The sequence below is a fragment of the Microbacterium hydrocarbonoxydans genome (assembly GCF_011752045.1).
Classification (GTDB): Bacteria; Actinomycetota; Actinomycetes; order Actinomycetales; family Microbacteriaceae; genus Microbacterium.
Map to the genome: position 1 here is coordinate 419,078 of NZ_JAAKXW010000001.1, position 15,511 is coordinate 434,588.

13 protein-coding genes are annotated in these 15,511 nt (G+C 71.9%); all 13 read left to right on the top strand.

The features are described from left to right. The first annotated feature begins 55 nt into the window (after positions 1-55). On the top strand, positions 56-586 hold the full coding sequence (pyrR, locus tag G6G98_RS02075; protein WP_067352050.1) for a bifunctional pyr operon transcriptional regulator/uracil phosphoribosyltransferase PyrR: 531 nt from the start codon (positions 56-58) through the stop codon (positions 584-586). Beyond that, a complete protein-coding gene (locus G6G98_RS02080) occupies positions 583-1,548 on the top strand; it encodes an aspartate carbamoyltransferase catalytic subunit (protein ID WP_067352048.1) in 966 nt (321 codons plus the stop codon). Before pyrR ends, G6G98_RS02080 begins: the two co-directional genes overlap by 4 nt. Further along, positions 1,545-2,849: a dihydroorotase gene (locus tag G6G98_RS02085; RefSeq protein ID WP_067352045.1), complete on the top strand. Its 1,305-nt coding sequence runs from the start codon at positions 1,545-1,547 to the stop codon at positions 2,847-2,849. The genes G6G98_RS02080 and G6G98_RS02085 overlap by 4 nt, the downstream gene beginning before the upstream one ends. Next, positions 2,846-3,373, top strand: a complete 528-nt coding sequence (locus G6G98_RS02090) for a hypothetical protein (protein WP_067352041.1) — start codon at positions 2,846-2,848, stop codon at positions 3,371-3,373. Before G6G98_RS02085 ends, G6G98_RS02090 begins: the two co-directional genes overlap by 4 nt. Continuing rightward, positions 3,370-4,515, top strand: coding sequence for a glutamine-hydrolyzing carbamoyl-phosphate synthase small subunit (carA, locus tag G6G98_RS02095; RefSeq protein ID WP_067352038.1), 1,146 nt, complete (start codon positions 3,370-3,372; stop codon positions 4,513-4,515). The genes G6G98_RS02090 and carA overlap by 4 nt, the downstream gene beginning before the upstream one ends. Beyond that, complete coding sequence (gene carB / locus G6G98_RS02100; RefSeq protein WP_164233768.1) at positions 4,515-7,802, top strand: carbamoyl-phosphate synthase large subunit; 3,288 nt, start codon at positions 4,515-4,517, stop codon at positions 7,800-7,802. The genes carA and carB overlap by 1 nt, the downstream gene beginning before the upstream one ends. Beyond that, on the top strand, positions 7,799-8,644 hold the full coding sequence (gene pyrF, locus G6G98_RS02105; protein ID WP_067352031.1) for an orotidine-5'-phosphate decarboxylase: 846 nt from the start codon (positions 7,799-7,801) through the stop codon (positions 8,642-8,644). Before carB ends, pyrF begins: the two co-directional genes overlap by 4 nt. Then, positions 8,637-9,545, top strand: coding sequence for a guanylate kinase (gene gmk, locus G6G98_RS02110; RefSeq protein WP_067352028.1), 909 nt, complete (start codon positions 8,637-8,639; stop codon positions 9,543-9,545). Before pyrF ends, gmk begins: the two co-directional genes overlap by 8 nt. 86 nt (positions 9,546-9,631) lie before the next feature. Then, positions 9,632-9,889, top strand: coding sequence for a DNA-directed RNA polymerase subunit omega (rpoZ, locus tag G6G98_RS02115; RefSeq protein WP_045258544.1), 258 nt, complete (start codon positions 9,632-9,634; stop codon positions 9,887-9,889). Between the two features lie 92 nt (positions 9,890-9,981). Further along, a complete protein-coding gene (metK, locus tag G6G98_RS02120; protein ID WP_067352025.1) occupies positions 9,982-11,175 on the top strand; it encodes a methionine adenosyltransferase in 1,194 nt (397 codons plus the stop codon). Then, positions 11,175-13,133 (top strand): primosomal protein N', encoded by a 1,959-nt coding sequence (locus tag G6G98_RS02125; RefSeq protein WP_164233767.1) that lies wholly within the window; start codon positions 11,175-11,177, stop codon positions 13,131-13,133. Before metK ends, G6G98_RS02125 begins: the two co-directional genes overlap by 1 nt. Positions 13,134-13,151: 18 nt before the next feature. Beyond that, the gene (gene fmt / locus G6G98_RS02130) at positions 13,152-14,069 is read left to right on the top strand and encodes a methionyl-tRNA formyltransferase (protein ID WP_164233766.1); all 918 of its coding nucleotides are present in this window, start codon (positions 13,152-13,154) and stop codon (positions 14,067-14,069) included. Then, a complete protein-coding gene (locus G6G98_RS02135; RefSeq protein ID WP_164233765.1) occupies positions 14,066-15,508 on the top strand; it encodes a transcription antitermination factor NusB in 1,443 nt (480 codons plus the stop codon). The genes fmt and G6G98_RS02135 overlap by 4 nt, the downstream gene beginning before the upstream one ends. Positions 15,509-15,511 lie beyond the last annotated feature (3 nt).

Genomic DNA, 15,511 nt, shown 5'->3' on the forward strand with positions numbered 1-15,511 from the left:
TGTCATCGCAAGCAACCTTTAACACCGTCCTGTGAGGCGGAGAAGGGAGTGGCTGATGAGCACGCGCACCGTGCTGCATGAAGCCGACATATCGCGGGCGCTCACCCGCATCGCGCACGAGATCCTCGAATCGAACCGGGGAGCGGAGAACCTCGTCCTGCTGGGCATCCCGACCCGCGGGGTCACCCTCGCCCGGCGCCTCGGCGCCCTGATCAGCGGCATCGCCGAGACCGAGATCCCCGTCGGAGCGCTCGACATCACCCTCTTCAGGGACGATCTGTCGAAGCATCCGACCCGGTCGCCGCACCCGACCGAGATCCCCGCCGACGGCATCGACGGCAAGACGGTCGTCCTCGTCGACGACGTGCTCTTCTCCGGGCGCAGCATCCGGGCCGCCCTCGACGCGATCCAGTCGATCGGCCGTCCCGCGGTCGTGCGCCTCGCGATCCTCGTCGACCGCGGCCATCGCGAGCTGCCGATCCGCCCCGACTTCATCGGCAAGAACATCCCGTCCGCCCGCGACGAGCGCGTCAACGTGCACCTCAAGGAGCACGACGGCTCCGAGGAGGTGACGATCGGCGCATGAGGCATCTCCTCGACACCCGCACCCTCGACCGGGACACGGCCCTGCGCATCCTCGACGTCGCCGAGGACATGGCCGACACGCAGTCGCGCGAGGTCAAGAAGCTGCCGACGCTCCGCGGCAAGACCGTGGTGAACCTGTTCTTCGAGGACTCCACCCGCACCCGGATATCGTTCGAGGCCGCCGCCAAGCGCCTCTCCGCCGACGTCATCAACTTCGCGGCGAAGGGCTCCAGCGTCTCCAAGGGCGAGAGTCTGAAGGACACGGCGCAGACCCTCGAGGCCATCGGAGCGGATGCCGTCGTGATCCGCCACGGCGCCTCCGGCGCCCCGCAGACCCTGGCGACGAGCGGCTGGATCTCCGCGGGCGTCGTGAACGCAGGAGACGGCACCCACGAGCACCCCACCCAGGCGCTGCTGGACGCCTACACGATCCGCAAGCGCCGCTTCGGCGCGGCGAGCCGCGGCCGGGACCTCAGCGGCGTGCGCGTGGTCATCGTCGGCGACGTGCTGCACTCGCGCGTCGCCCGGTCGAACGTGTGGCTGCTCAGCACGCTGGGCGCCGAGGTGACGCTGGTCGCCCCGCCGACGCTGGTGCCGCAGAACGTGTCGCTGTGGCCGGTCCGCGTCGAATACGACCTCGACCGCGCCCTGGCCGCCGGACCCGACGCCGTCATGATGCTGCGAATCCAGGGCGAGCGGATGAATGCCGCGTATTTCCCGACTGAGCGGGAGTATTCGCGCCGCTGGGGCCTGGACGCACTGCGTGTCGCAGGGCTTCCCGACGGTAGCATTGTGATGCACCCCGGCCCGATGAACCGCGGGCTGGAGATCTCCTCCGAGGCCGCAGACTCCGAGCGCTCCACCGTGCTCGAGCAGGTGGCCAACGGGGTGTCCGTCCGGATGGCGGTGCTGTACCTGCTGCTGGCAGGAGAACGAGACGACGAACGAGGGAGGGACCTGTGAGCGAGACCCTCGTCATCACCGGCGCACGGCTTCTCGGTGCGGAGAGCGCCGACATCATCGTCGAGGACGGCGTGATCGCCGAGATCGGCACCGGACTGAGCCGCGCCGGCGCGCGCGTCATCGACGCCCAGGGGCTCATCGCCCTCCCCGGGCTCGTCGACCTGCACACGCACCTCCGCGAGCCCGGCTACGAGGCCTCCGAGACGATCCTCACCGGTACGCGTGCGGCGGCGGCGGGCGGCTTCACCGCCGTCTTCGCCATGCCGAACACATCCCCGGTCGCGGACACGGCAGGCGTGGTCGAGCAGGAGCTCGCCCTCGGCGAGGCAGCCGGCTACGCGACCGTGCAGCCCATCGGCGCCGTCACCGTCGGGCAGAAGGGCGAGCGCCTCGCCGAGCTCGGCGCCATGGCCACCTCCCGCGCCCAAGTCCGGGTGTTCAGCGACGACGGCTTCTGCGTCTCCGACCCCCTGATCATGCGCCGGGCGCTGGAGTACGTGAAGTCCTTCGACGGCGTCATCGCGCAGCACGCGCAGGACCCCCGGCTCACCGAGGGCGCCCAGATGAACGAGGGCACCGTCTCGGCAGAACTCGGTCTCGCCGGCTGGCCGGCCGTCGCCGAGGAGTCGATCATCGCCCGCGACGTCCTCCTCGCCGAGCACGTCGGCTCCCGCCTGCACGTGTGCCATCTCTCCACCGCCGGCTCCGTGGACATCATCCGCTGGGCCAAGAAGCGCGGCATCGCCGTGACCGCCGAGGTCACCCCGCATCACCTGCTCCTCACCGACGAGCTCGTGCGCGGCTACGACGCCCGGTACAAGGTGAACCCGCCGCTGCGTCGCGAGGAGGACGTCCTCGCGGTCCGCGAGGGCCTGGCCGACGGCACGATCGACATCGTCGCCACCGACCACGCCCCGCACCCCAGCGAGCACAAGGCCTGCGAGTGGCAGGCGGCGGCGAACGGCATGGTCGGCCTGGAGAGCGCGCTGCGCGTGGTGCACCAGGCGATGGTGGAGACCGGCCTCATCGGCTGGGCGGACGTCGCCCGCGTGATGAGCGCCGCCCCGGCCCGGATCGGGCGCCTGAGCGGGCACGGCACGCCTCTCGAGGTGGGCCGCCCCGCGCAGATCGCCCTCTACGACGCCTCCGCCGAGGGAGTGTTCACCGAGGCGGACCTCAACGGCCGCAGCGTGAACTCGCCCTACCTCGGGCGCGCTCTCCCCGGCCGCGTGCAGTACACCCTGCACGGCGGGCGGATCACGGTCGACGACGCCGCCGTGGTGGAAGAGCTCCAGGCATGAGCATGCGCGACATCGCCATCGCGATCACCATCGCCGTGGCGCTGCTCGTGCTGCTGTCGATGCTCTTCGCCTGGCGCCGGCGGCTCCGCCGGGACTCCGGCCTCGTCGCACCCCTCGGGGTGCCCGAGCACGCCGAGGTCATCGACCGTCACGAGGTGCTGTACGTGTCCACGACGCGTCATGGTGAGCCGCTGGAGCGGGTCGCCCTGTCGCCGCTGGCGTACCGCGCCCGCGGCGAGGCGGCCGTCACCGATCGCGGCCTCGCGCTCTGCCTCGACGGCGCCCCGACCGTGTTCCTCGCCTCGGCGCGTCTCATCGAGGTCGACAGGGCCACGGTGACCATCGACCGCGTGGTGGAACCGGGCGGCCTGGTCCGGGTCGCCTGGAACGTCGACGACGACACCGTCGTCGACTCCTACCTGCGCATCGCCGACGGCGATCCTCAGAACTTCATCTCCGCACTGCAGCGGCTCGTCCCCGACGCGGGAGACGCCGCAGCCCCAGACACAGGAGCAACATCATGACCTCCCTGCCTGAACCCGCCGTCCTCGTCCTGGAAGACGGCACCCGCCACGTCGGACGCGCCTACGGTGCGCGCGGCACCACCCTCGGCGAGGTCGTCTTCGCCACCGGAATGTCCGGGTACCAGGAGACCCTCACCGACCCGTCCTACGCCGGTCAGATCGTCCTGCAGACGGCCCCGCACATCGGCAACACCGGCATGAACGACGAGGACCCCGAGTCCCGCCGCATCTGGGTCGCCGGCTACATCGTTCGCGACCCCTCGCGCGTCGTGTCGAACTGGCGGGCGAACGCCTCGCTCGACGAGATCCTCGTGCAGGACGGCATCGTCGGCATCAGCGGCATCGACACCCGTGCGATCACCCGCCACATCCGCTCCGCCGGATCCATGCGGGGCGGCATCTTCTCGGGCGCGGACGCCGCGCTCGACCCCGAGGAGCAGCTGAGGATCGTGAACGAGGCGCCGGAGATGGCGGGTCAGAACCTCTCCGCGCAGGTCTCCGTGGAGACCGCGACCGTCACGCCCGCCGTGGGGGAGAAGGTCGGCAACCTCGCCGTCCTCGACCTCGGCGTGAAGCAGGCCACGGTCGACAACCTCGCCGCCCGCGGCTTCGAGGTGCACGTGCTCCCGCAGAGCGTCGACATCGACGGCATCCGCGCGATCGACCCGGTGGCCGTCTTCTACTCCAACGGTCCCGGCGACCCGGCGGCATCCGGCGACCACGTCGCGCTGCTGCGCTCGGTGCTCGACGAGGGGCTGCCGTTCTTCGGAATCTGCTTCGGCAACCAGCTCCTCGGCCGCGCACTGGGTCTCGGCACCTACAAGCTGCCCTTCGGTCACCGAGGCATCAACCAGCCGGTGCTCGACAAGGCCACCGGCCGCGTCGAGATCACCGCGCACAACCACGGCTTCGCCGTCGAGGCGCCCCTCGAGGGCGAGTTCGACAGCCCGAACGGCTACGGCCGCGTCGAGGTGAGCCACGTCGGCCTCAACGACAACGTGGTGGAGGGACTGCGCGCCCTCGACATCCCCGCCTTCTCCGTGCAGTACCACCCCGAGGCCGCCGCCGGCCCCCACGACGCCAACTACCTCTTCGATCGGTTCCGCGACCTGGTCATCGCGAGCAAGAAGGACGCCAAGTAATGCCCAAGCGCGACGACATCAACTCCGTCCTCGTCATCGGCTCCGGCCCGATCGTGATCGGCCAGGCCTGCGAGTTCGACTACTCCGGCACCCAGGCGTGCCGCGTGCTCCGCGAGGAGGGGGTCCGGGTGATCCTGGTCAACTCCAACCCGGCCACGATCATGACCGACCCCGACTTCGCCGACGCGACCTACGTCGAGCCGATCACCCCCGAGGTGATCGAGACGATCATCGCCAAGGAGAAGCCGGACGCCATCCTGCCGACCCTCGGCGGCCAGACCGCCCTCAACGCCGCCATGGCGCTGCACGAGCGCGGCATCCTCGAGAAGTACGGCGTCGAGCTCATCGGCGCCAAGGTCGAGGCCATCCAGAAGGGCGAGGACCGCCAGATCTTCAAGGAGCTGGTGCTCGCCGCCGGTGCGGACGTGGCCCGCAGCGTCATCGCGCACTCGATGGAGGACCTCCTCGCCGGCGCCGCCGAGCTCGGCTACCCGCTGGTCGTTCGCCCCTCGTTCACGATGGGCGGCCTCGGCTCCGGCTTCGCCTACGACGAGGAGGACCTGCGCCGCATCGGCGGTGCGGGCCTGCGCGACTCGCCGACGACCGAGGTGCTCCTCGAGGAGTCCATCCTCGGCTGGAAGGAGTACGAGCTCGAGCTCATGCGCGACACCGCCGACAACACGGTCGTGGTCTGCTCCATCGAGAACGTCGACCCCGTCGGCGTGCACACCGGCGACTCGATCACCGTCGCGCCCGCGCTGACGCTGACCGACCGCGAGTACCAGAAGCTCCGCGACATCGGCATCGACATCATCCGTGCCGTCGGCGTGGACACCGGCGGCTGCAACATCCAGTTCGCCGTCGACCCGACCAACGGCCGCATCATCGTCATCGAGATGAACCCCCGGGTCTCCCGCTCCAGCGCGCTCGCGTCGAAGGCCACCGGCTTCCCGATCGCCAAGCTCGCCGCCAAGCTGGCGCTCGGCTACCGGCTCGACGAGATCCCGAACGACATCACGGGCGTGACCCCCGCGAGCTTCGAGCCGACGCTCGACTACGTCGTCGTCAAGGTGCCGCGCTTCGCCTTCGAGAAGTTCCCGGCCGCGGACGCCACGCTCACGACGACCATGAAGTCGGTCGGCGAGGCGATGGCCATCGGACGCAACTACGCGACGGCCCTGCAGAAGGCGCTCCGCTCGCTGGAGAAGCGCGGCTCGAGCTTTCACTGGGGTGCCGAGGAGCGCAGCGTCGAGGAACTCCTCGAGGTCGCGAAGACCCCGACCGACGGTCGCATCGTCACCCTGCAGCAGGCGCTGCGCAAGGGCGCGACCGTCGAGCAGGCGTTCGAGGCGACGGCCATCGACCCGTGGTTCCTCGACCAGATCGTGCTGATCAACGAGGTCGCCGACCTCGTGCACCGCGCGATCGAGCTCGACGCCGAGACGCTGCGCTACGCCAAGGAGCACGGCTTCTCCGATGCGCAGATCGCCGAGCTCCGCGGCCTCCAGGAGGCGGAGGTCCGCGGCATCCGTCACGGCCTCGGCATCCGCCCCGTCTACAAGACGGTCGACACCTGCGCCGGCGAGTTCCCCGCGCTCACGCCGTACCACTACTCGAGCTACGACTTCGAGACCGAGGTGGCGCCCTCCGACCGCACCAAGGTCGTCATCATCGGCTCCGGTCCGAACCGCATCGGCCAGGGCGTCGAGTTCGACTACTCCTGCGTGCACGCGTCGTTCGCGCTGTCGGACGCCGGGTTCGAGACCGTCATGGTGAACTGCAACCCGGAGACGGTCTCGACCGACTACGACACCTCCGACCGGCTCTACTTCGAGCCGCTCACCCTGGAGGACGTGCTGGAGGTGCTGGATGCCGAGGCGGCGAGCGGCACCATCCTCGGGGTCGTGTGCCAGCTCGGCGGGCAGACCCCGCTGGGTCTGGCGAAGGGCATCGAGGCCGCCGGCTACACGGTGCTCGGCACCAGCCCGGCGGCGATCGACCTCGCCGAGGAGCGCGAGCTGTTCTCGCGCCTGCTCGACGACGCCGGCCTGGTCGCGCCGCGCAGCGGCACCGCGATCGACGTCGACGGTGCGGTGCGCATCGCCGAGGAGATCGGCTACCCGGTGCTCGTGCGCCCCAGCTTCGTGCTCGGCGGCCGCGGCATGGAGATCGTCTACAGCACCGAGGCGCTGCGCGACTACTTCGTCCGCACGGCAGGCGAGGTCGTCATCGAGGAGGGGAAGCCCCTGCTCGTGGACCGCTTCCTCGACGACGCGATCGAGCTCGACGTCGACGCGCTGTACGACGGCACCGACCTCTTCATCGGCGGCGTCATGGAGCACCTGGAGGAGGCCGGCATCCACTCCGGCGACTCGAGCTGCACGCTGCCCCCGATCTCGCTCGGGCGCACCGACGTGGACCGGGTCCGTGAAGCGACGCTGGCGATCGCCGAGGGCGTGGGCGTGCGCGGTCTGCTGAACGTGCAGTTCGCGATCAGCGCCGGCGTGCTCTACGTCATCGAGGCGAACCCGCGCGCCAGCCGCACCGTCCCGTTCGTCTCCAAGGCGCTCGGCATCCCGATGGCGAAGGCCGCCAGCCGCATCATGGCGGGGGCGACCATCGCGGAGCTCCGCGCCGAGGGCATGCTCCCGGTGCAGGACGGCTCGCGGGTGCCGCTGGGCGCTCCGGTCGCCGTGAAGGAGGCCGTGCTGCCGTTCAAGCGGTTCCGCACCGCGGACGGCCGCACCGTGGACTCCGTCCTCGGCCCGGAGATGCGCTCCACCGGCGAGGTCATGGGGATCGACAAGGACTTCCCGACGGCGTTCGCGAAGAGCCAGGCCGCGGCGTACGGCGGCATGCCGACGTCGGGCACCGTGTTCATCTCGGTCGCCGATTCCGACAAGCGCGCCGTGATCCTGCCGGCGCACCGCCTGCAGCAGCTCGGCTTCACCATCGTCGCCACCGAGGGCACCGCGGAGATCCTGTCGCGCAACGGCATCGCCGTCACCGTGGTCGAGAAGTACAGCGACACGCAGGAGTCGGGCGCCGAGAACATCGTCGACCTCATCAACGCGGGCGCGATCGACATCGTCGTGAACACCCCCTCCGGCGGTGCGGCGCGGGCGGACGGCTACGAGATCCGGGCGGCGGCCGTCGCCGCCGACAAGGCGCTCTTCACGACGATGGCCGTGCTCGGCGCCGCCGTCAGCGGGATGGATGCCGCCGACGAGGGCTTCGATGTCCGCAGCCTGCAGGAGTATGAGCTGGATCGAAAGGCGGCGGTGTGAGCGAACGGTTCGGTGAGCGGGTCCGCGCGGCTCTGAGCGCGCGCGGACCGCTCTGCGTCGGCATCGATCCGCATGCGGCGCTGCTGGAGTCCTGGGGCCTGTCCCAGGACGCTGCAGGTGTCCGGGAGTTCGGCCTGCGCACGGTCGACGCCGCGGCCGGCCGCGTGGGTCTCGTGAAGCCGCAGGTCTCGTTCTTCGAGCGGTTCGGATCCGCCGGCATCGCCGCGCTCGAGGAGGTCATGACGGCCGCACGAGCCGCCGGCCTCCTCGTGATCGCGGATGCCAAGCGCGGCGACATCGGGTCCACCATGGACGCCTACGCCGCGGCGTGGCTCACCCCCGGCTCGCCGCTGGAGGCCGACGCCCTCACCGTCAACCCGTACCTCGGCGTGGGAGCCCTGGGCGGCTCCTTCGACCTCGCCGTGGCTCACGGCAAGGGCCTGTTCGTGCTCGCCGCGACGAGCAACCCGGAGGCCACCGCGCTGCAGCGCTCGACGGCCGCTGACGGCTCCTCCGTCTCCGCCGGGATCATCGCAGAGGTGTCCGCACGCAACGCGGCCGCCTCCGGCGCAGGGGAGTGGGGGAGCTTCGGCTTCGTCATCGGCGCCACGGTGGACTGGACGGATGCAGGCATCGCCCCGTTCGCCCCGGTCGCTCCGATCCTCGGCCCCGGCTTCGGCACCCAGGGCGCCACGCCGGCCGACCTCCGCACCCGCTTCGGGGCGATGTCCGAGGCCGTGATCGCGAGCGAGAGCCGCAGCATCCTGTCCGCCGGCCCCGACGGCCTGGCGGCGATCATCGACGCTCGCGTCGCAGAGTACCGAGAGGCGACCCATGGCTGAGACCCGCTCCGTTCCCGAGGTCGACCGCGCCGCGGCGGCGCGCAAGGCGGTCGAGCGGCGCCGCGCACGCGCCTCGCTGAAGCGCGACCTGACGATGCGCGTCGTCACCCCGCAGGCCGTGCTCGATCGCGCCGTCGCCGACCCGGACTCCGTCGAGGGCTCGATGCGGATCACCGACTTCCTGCTCGCGCTGCCCGCCATCGGCGCCGGCAAGCGCGACCGCGTCCTCGACGAGCTGCACATCTCCCCGGTCAAGCGCCTCGGAGGGCTCGGCGTGCGCCAGCGCGGCGTGCTCCGGCAGTGGCTGAACGGGCGCTTCCCCGTCCTGGAGCCGCGCGGGGAGCGCAGCCGCCTGCTGGTGCTCGCCGGACCGACGGCGGTGGGCAAGGGCACCGTCGCCGCGCACATCCGCGAGCACCACCCCGAGATCCACCTCTCCGTATCGGCGACCACGCGTCCGCCGCGCCCGGGTGAGATCGACGGCGTGCACTACTTCTTCGTCGACGACGCCGAGTTCGACCGGCTGATCGCCGAGGACCAGCTGCTGGAGTACGCGGTCGTGCACAACCGCTCGCGCTACGGCACCCCGCGTGCGCCGATCGACGCGGCGCTGGCCGAGGGCAAGACCGTCCTGCTGGAGATCGATCTGCAGGGCGCGCGTCAGGTCCGCAAGGCGGAGCCCGCCGCCACGCTGATCTTCCTGCTGCCGCCGAGCTGGGACGAACTGGTCCAGAGGCTGGTCGGCCGCGGCACCGAGGGAGCAGAGGAGAGGGCGCGCCGGCTGCGCACGGCGAAGGTCGAACTGGCCGCGCAGCACGAGTTCGATCACCTCGTCGTGAACGAGGACGTCGCCGCTGCCGCCGCCGAGGTCGTAGAATTGTCTTCAAGCTCTGCGCGCTGACCCAGGTTCCTGAGCCTGTCGAAGGGTCGCGCGCCCATCGCGCCGTCTTCCGCGACGATCCCGTCGCCTGATCTGGAGGTCTCATCATGGCCGGACACCACAACAAGGGCATCATCGATCCCCCCATCGACAACCTGCTCGACCGCGTCGACTCGAAGTACGAGCTGGTCATCTACGCGGCCAAGCGCGCGCGTCAGATCAACGACTACTACTCCGACCTGCACGAGGGCAACCTCTTCGACAACGTCGGTCCGCTGGTCGACTCCTCGGTCGAGGACAAGCCGCTCACCATCGCCCTGCACGAGATCAACGAGGACAAGCTCCGCCTCCGTCACGCCGAGTGACCCTCGATGACCGCGTCGCCCGCTGATGTCGGCGGCGCGGTCCAGAATGGGGTTCGCCCCTTCCGTCTGTCCGAACCCGTTCTGGAGCACCGATGAGCGCCCTGCGTCTGTTCACGTCCGAATCCGTCACCGAGGGGCACCCGGACAAGATCTGCGACCAGATCTCGGACAGCATCCTCGACGGCCTGATCGCGAAGGACCCCGAGTCCCGCGTCGCCGTCGAGACACTGGTCACCACGGGCCTCGTGCACGTCGCCGGTGAGATCCGCACCGAGGCGTACGTGGACATCCCCACGATCGTCCGCGACGTCGTCAACGGCATCGGCTACACGTCCAGCGACACCGGCTTCGACGGTTCCTCGTGCGGAGTGAGCGTCTCGGTGGGGGAGCAGTCCAGCGACATCGCGCACGGCGTCGACAACGCCCAGGAGCAGCGCGACGGCGGCTCGGTCGACCCGCTCGACGGCCTCGGCGCCGGCGACCAGGGCATCATGTTCGGCTTCGCGACGAACGAGACCCCGCAGCTGATGCCGATGGCCGCGTGGACCGCGCACCGCATCGCGGAGCGCCTCACCGAGGTCCGCCGCTCCGGCGCGCTCCCGTTCCTACGCCCCGACGGCAAGACCCAGGTCACGCTCGGGTACGACGGCTTCACGCCGAAGACGGTCGACGCTGTCGTCCTCTCCACCCAGCACAACCCGGACATCTCGCAGGACGACCTCAAGGCGCAGGTGCGCGAGCACGTGATCGACCCGATCCTCGCCACGACCGGACTCGACCTCGACGACGTCACCTACTACATCAACCCCGCCGGTCCGTTCGTGACGGGCGGCCCCAAGGGCGACGCCGGCCTCACCGGACGCAAGATCATCATCGACACCTACGGCGGCGCCGCACGGCACGGCGGTGGGGCCTTCAGCGGCAAGGACCCGTCCAAGGTCGACCGCTCCGGCGCCTATGCCACCCGCTGGGTGGCGAAGAACGCCGTGGCCGCGGGACTCGCCGACCGGCTCGAGGTGCAGGTCGCCTATGCGATCGGCGTCGCACGACCCGTCGGCCTGTACGTCGAGACGTTCGGCACCGGCAAGGTCTCCGACGAGGTGATCACCCGCGCGATCGAGTCGGTCTTCGACCTGCGTCCGCAGGCGATCATCGAGGAGCTTGACCTGCTGCGCCCGATCTACGCGCAGACCGCGGCCTACGGCCACTTCGGCCGGGAGCTCCCTGACTTCACCTGGGAGCGCACCGACCGCGCCGAAGACCTGCGCCGGGCCGCCGGGCTCTGATGGCCGGCCAGAGCCGGCGCATCGCGCGCGTGCTCCTGGACTCGCCCCTGCCGCAGCTCGACCGGCTGTTCGACTACGCCCTTCCGGAGGAGCTCGGCGAGGTGCCGCTCGGGGCGCGCATCCGCGTGCCTCTGCGCACCGCAGGCCGGGTCGTGGACGGCTATGTCGTCGAGATCGGCACCGAGGACGACGCAGACCGGCCATTGAGCGCGGTGGAGAGCGTCGTCTCGCCGGTGGCGGTGCTGCCCGAGCGGCTGTATCGCCTCGCACGCCGCGTCGCCGACCGCGCGGCGGGCTCGGCTTCCGACGTGCTGCGCCTCGTGATCCCCAAGCGTCAGGTGCGGGTGGAGAAGGCCTGGACGGCCGACAGTCCGGCCCCGGTGCCCGGAGACGAGCAGCTCGCGCAGGCGGCCTCGATCCTCGACGCGTACGACGGCCTCACCGCGGTGCTCGACGAGCGCGGGCGCGCCGCCCTCGAGGCGATCCCGGCGCTGCATGAAGGCGAACCCGGCTGGGCGGCGCTGCTCGCGGCATCCGCAGTGCGCGTGCTCGCCGCAGGCCGCTCGAGCGTTCTCGTCGTCCCCGACCACCGCGATCTGGACCGGCTGCTGGCGGCCCTGGAGGTGCTGGCACCTGCCGAGGCGGTGGTCCGCTACGACTCCCGTCAGGCGAATCCCGACCGGTACCGCGCGTTCCTCCGCTCCCTCGAGGAGGCGCCGTGCATCGTCGTCGGCAACCGCTCGGCCGTCTACGCTCCGGTGCAGGCCGGTCTCGTCGCCATCTGGGACGACGGCGATCCGCTCCTCGGCGAGCCGCTCGCGCCGTATGCGAACGCCAGGGATGCCGCGCTGCTGCGTCAGGAGCCGGAGCAGTCCGCTCTGCTCTTCGCCGGTCACACCCGCACCACCGACGTCGAGCGCCTCGTCGCGCACGGCTGGCTGCAGGACATCCGTGCGACACGTCGCGTGCTGCCGCGGGTGATCCTCAGCACCCCGCAGGAGATGGAGCAGCCCACGGCCCAGCGGATGCCGTCCTCGGCGTTCCTCTCCGCACGCTCCGCCGCCGCGGAGGGCCCCGTCCTCGTGCAGGTGTCGCGTCCCGGGTTCGCCCCGAGCCTGGTCTGCGCCGGCTGCCGGGCGCCCGCGCGCTGTGCGCACTGCGGCGGCCCGCTCGGCGCCAAGCACCGCGGCGCCGTGCCGGTCTGCGGGTGGTGCGGCAGGGGAGCACGCGCCTGGGCCTGTCCGTCGTGCTCCTCGGTCCAGCTGCGCCTCGCCTCCTCGGGCAGCGAGCGCACCGCCGACGAGCTCGGCAAGGCGTTCCCCGGCATCCGGGTCATCGTCGCCGACGGTGCGCACCCGGTGGAGCGGGTCTCAGCGAAGGCGGCCCTCGTCGTGGCGACGCGCGGCGCAGAGCCGCTGGCCGACGGCGGCTACCGGGCCGTCGTGCTCCTGGACGGCCCGCGGATGCTGCAGGCGCCCGACCTTCGGATCGGCGAGTCCTGCCTCCGGTGGTGGTCCAACGCAGCCGCCCTCGCCGCGCCGGGCGCACCGGTGCATCTCGTCGGCGTCGACGGAGCGGTCGCCCGTGCCCTCGCCACCTGGTCGCAGTCCGGCTACGCCCGCGCCGAGCTCGGCGAGCGCGCGCCCCTGCACATGCCGCCGGCAGCCCGGGTGGCCCTCGTCGAGGGCTCCGCAGCGGCGGTCGGCCGCGCGCTCGCCTCGCTCGCCGAGCTCCCGCTGCCGGCCGGAGCCGTCCTCGGCCCCGTCCCGGTGGAGTCCGATGACGTCCCCCCTCGAGTGCGCGCCCTCGTCCGCTTCGACTACGCCGCAGGCAGCCGCGTCGCGACAGCGCTCCGCGCGGCTGTCGTCGCGGAGGCCGTCGCCGGCCGCCGCGGCAGAGGGCGCAGCACACGCAGCACCCTCTCGGTGCGCCTCGATATCCTCGATCCAGAGCTCTGACCCTCCCGGAGAACCTTCATGCGCCTCGTCTTCGCCGGCACGCCCTCGGCAGCCGTCCCCACCCTCCGCCGACTGGCGACCGAGCACGAGATCGTCGCCGTCGTCACCCGTCCGGACGCGCCGCTGGGCCGCAAGCGCGTGCTCACACCGTCCCCGGTCGCACAGGCGGCCGAGGAGCTCGGCCTCTCCGTCATCAAGGCGGCGACGCTCGACGCCGAGGCGACCTCCGCCATCACCGCCCTGGGGGCGGAGCTCGGCGTGATCGTCGCCTACGGCGGGCTCGTCCGGGAGCCGCTCCTGTCCGCACCGGCGCAGGGCTGGATCAACCTGCACTTCTCGATCCTCCCCGCCTGGCGCGGAGCCGCCCCCGTGCAGCGGGCGCTGATCGCGGGGGACACGGAGCTCGGGGCGAGCGTGTTCCAGCTGGTGCCGGCACTCGACGCCGGAGACGTCTTCGCAGCGCGGACGGTGGAGATCGGCGGGGAGGCGACGGCGGATGCCGCGCTCGAGGCGCTGGCCGTCGACGGCGCGGAGCTCACGGCCGAGGTCGTGACGGGCATCGCGGACGGCACCGCGCGCGCTCTGCCGCAGGAGGGCGAGCCGACGCTGGCGCCCAAGCTCACCCTCGACGACGGTCTCCTCGACTGGAACGAGCCGCTCGACCGCGTGTTCGCGCGATTCCGCGGGGTCACTCCGGAGCCCGGTGCCCACACGCTTTTCGACGGCCAGAGGCTGAAGATCCTCGCGGCGCTGCCGTCGTCGGAACCGCCGCTCGCACCCGGCGAGATCTCGGCCACGAAGACGGCCGTCCTCATCGGGACGGGGTCGTCCCCCCTGGCAGTGACCCGTGTCCAGCCCGCCGGCAAGGGCGCGATGAACGCCGTCGACTGGTGGCGCGGGCAGCGCGGCACCGAAGGTCTGCGAGCGGGCGCATGACCGCCCCGCAGCGCGGACGCTCCCCGCAGCGCGGTTCCGGCGGACACGGCGGGCGCGCTCCCGTCCGCGCCGTGCAGCCGGCTCGCCGCGTCGCCTACGACGTGCTGCGCGCGGTGTCCGGCTCCGATGCCTACGCGAACCTGCTCCTGCCGTCGGCGATCGCCGAGGCGGGACTGAACCCGCAGGACGCGGCCCTCGCGACCGAACTCGCCTACGGCACGCTGCGCCGGCGCGGCACCTACGACGCGGTCATCTCCGCCGCGGCGGGCCGCCCGGTCTCCGAGATCGACCCGGCCGTGCTCGACGCGCTGAGGCTCGCCGTGCATCAGCTGCTGGCCACGCGCGTCGCCTCGCACGCCGCCGTGAACGAGTCCGTGAACCTCGTGGCGGCGGAGCAGGGGAGGGGCGCGGCGAGCTTCGCCAACGCCGTCCTCCGGCGCATCTCACGGGAGACGCCGGGGCAGTGGCAGGAGCGCGTCGAGCAGGACGCCCGCTCGGACGACGAGCGTCTCGCGCTGCGCACCGCACATCCGGTGTGGATCATCCGCGCGCTCCGCCGGGCCCTCGCCGCCGAGGACCGAGCCGACGAGCTGGAGGCGCTGCTGGAGGCCGACAACGCCTCACCCGAGGTCACGCTCGTGGCGCTCCCCGGACTCGAAGAACCCGGGGAACCGCGGCGACCGTACGCGCCGACGGCCTTCGCGTCGCCCGGAGGCGACCCGCACCGCGTCGTCGCCGGCTCCGGCGGACGCATCCGCGTGCAGGACGAGGGCTCGCAGCTCGTGGCCCTCGCCCTCGCCGGGGCCGCGCCGATCCGTGCCGGCGAGCGCTGGCTCGACCTGTGCGCAGGGCCAGGGGGCAAGACGGCGCTGCTCGCGGCGATCGCGCGGCAGCACGGCGCAGCCCTCGAGGCCAACGAGGTCGTGCCCGCGCGTGCCGGACTCGTCCGCAATGCGCTGCGCGCCGTGCCGGGAGAGGTCACCGTCCATGAGGAGGACGGACGCGAGCTCGCCTCGTCGCGGCCCGGCGAGTTCGACCGGATCCTCGTCGACGCCCCGTGCACGGGCCTCGGCGCGCTGCGCCGGCGACCGGAGGCTCGCTGGCGCAAGTCGCCCGCCGACGTCGCCGAACTCGTCCCGCTCCAGGTCGGGCTGCTCTCCGGCGCGCTGGACGCGCTCGCTCCCGGTGGCGTCGTCGCCTACGTCACCTGCTCGCCGCACCTCGCCGAGACCACCGGGGTCGTTCAGGAGGTGCTCCGCGATCGCACGGACGTCATCGAGCTCGATGCACGCGCCGTGCTCGCAGGCCTCGCGGCCTCGCCGATCGACCTCGGCTCCGACGGCTCCGGCCGCGTGCAGCTCTGGCCGCACCGGCACGGCACCGATGCCATGTTCCTCGCGCTGCTGCAGCGCACGGCACCCGACCAGAAGGAAGACTGAAGA

Excerpts from the sequence above, each read along its gene's own strand:
- pyrR (WP_067352050.1), top strand. The coding sequence starts at position 56 with ATGAGCACGCGCACCGTGCTGCATGAAGCCGACATATCGCGGGCGCTC.
- G6G98_RS02080 (WP_067352048.1), top strand. The coding sequence starts at position 583 with ATGAGGCATCTCCTCGACACCCGCACCCTCGACCGGGACACGGCCCTG.
- G6G98_RS02090 (WP_067352041.1), top strand. The coding sequence starts at position 2,846 with ATGAGCATGCGCGACATCGCCATCGCGATCACCATCGCCGTGGCGCTG.
- carA (WP_067352038.1), top strand. The coding sequence starts at position 3,370 with ATGACCTCCCTGCCTGAACCCGCCGTCCTCGTCCTGGAAGACGGCACC.
- carB (WP_164233768.1), top strand. The coding sequence starts at position 4,515 with ATGCCCAAGCGCGACGACATCAACTCCGTCCTCGTCATCGGCTCCGGC.
- gmk (WP_067352028.1), top strand. The coding sequence starts at position 8,637 with ATGGCTGAGACCCGCTCCGTTCCCGAGGTCGACCGCGCCGCGGCGGCG.
- rpoZ (WP_045258544.1), top strand. The coding sequence starts at position 9,632 with ATGGCCGGACACCACAACAAGGGCATCATCGATCCCCCCATCGACAAC.
- metK (WP_067352025.1), top strand. The coding sequence starts at position 9,982 with ATGAGCGCCCTGCGTCTGTTCACGTCCGAATCCGTCACCGAGGGGCAC.
- G6G98_RS02125 (WP_164233767.1), top strand. The coding sequence starts at position 11,175 with ATGGCCGGCCAGAGCCGGCGCATCGCGCGCGTGCTCCTGGACTCGCCC.
- fmt (WP_164233766.1), top strand. The coding sequence starts at position 13,152 with ATGCGCCTCGTCTTCGCCGGCACGCCCTCGGCAGCCGTCCCCACCCTC.
- G6G98_RS02135 (WP_164233765.1), top strand. The coding sequence starts at position 14,066 with ATGACCGCCCCGCAGCGCGGACGCTCCCCGCAGCGCGGTTCCGGCGGA.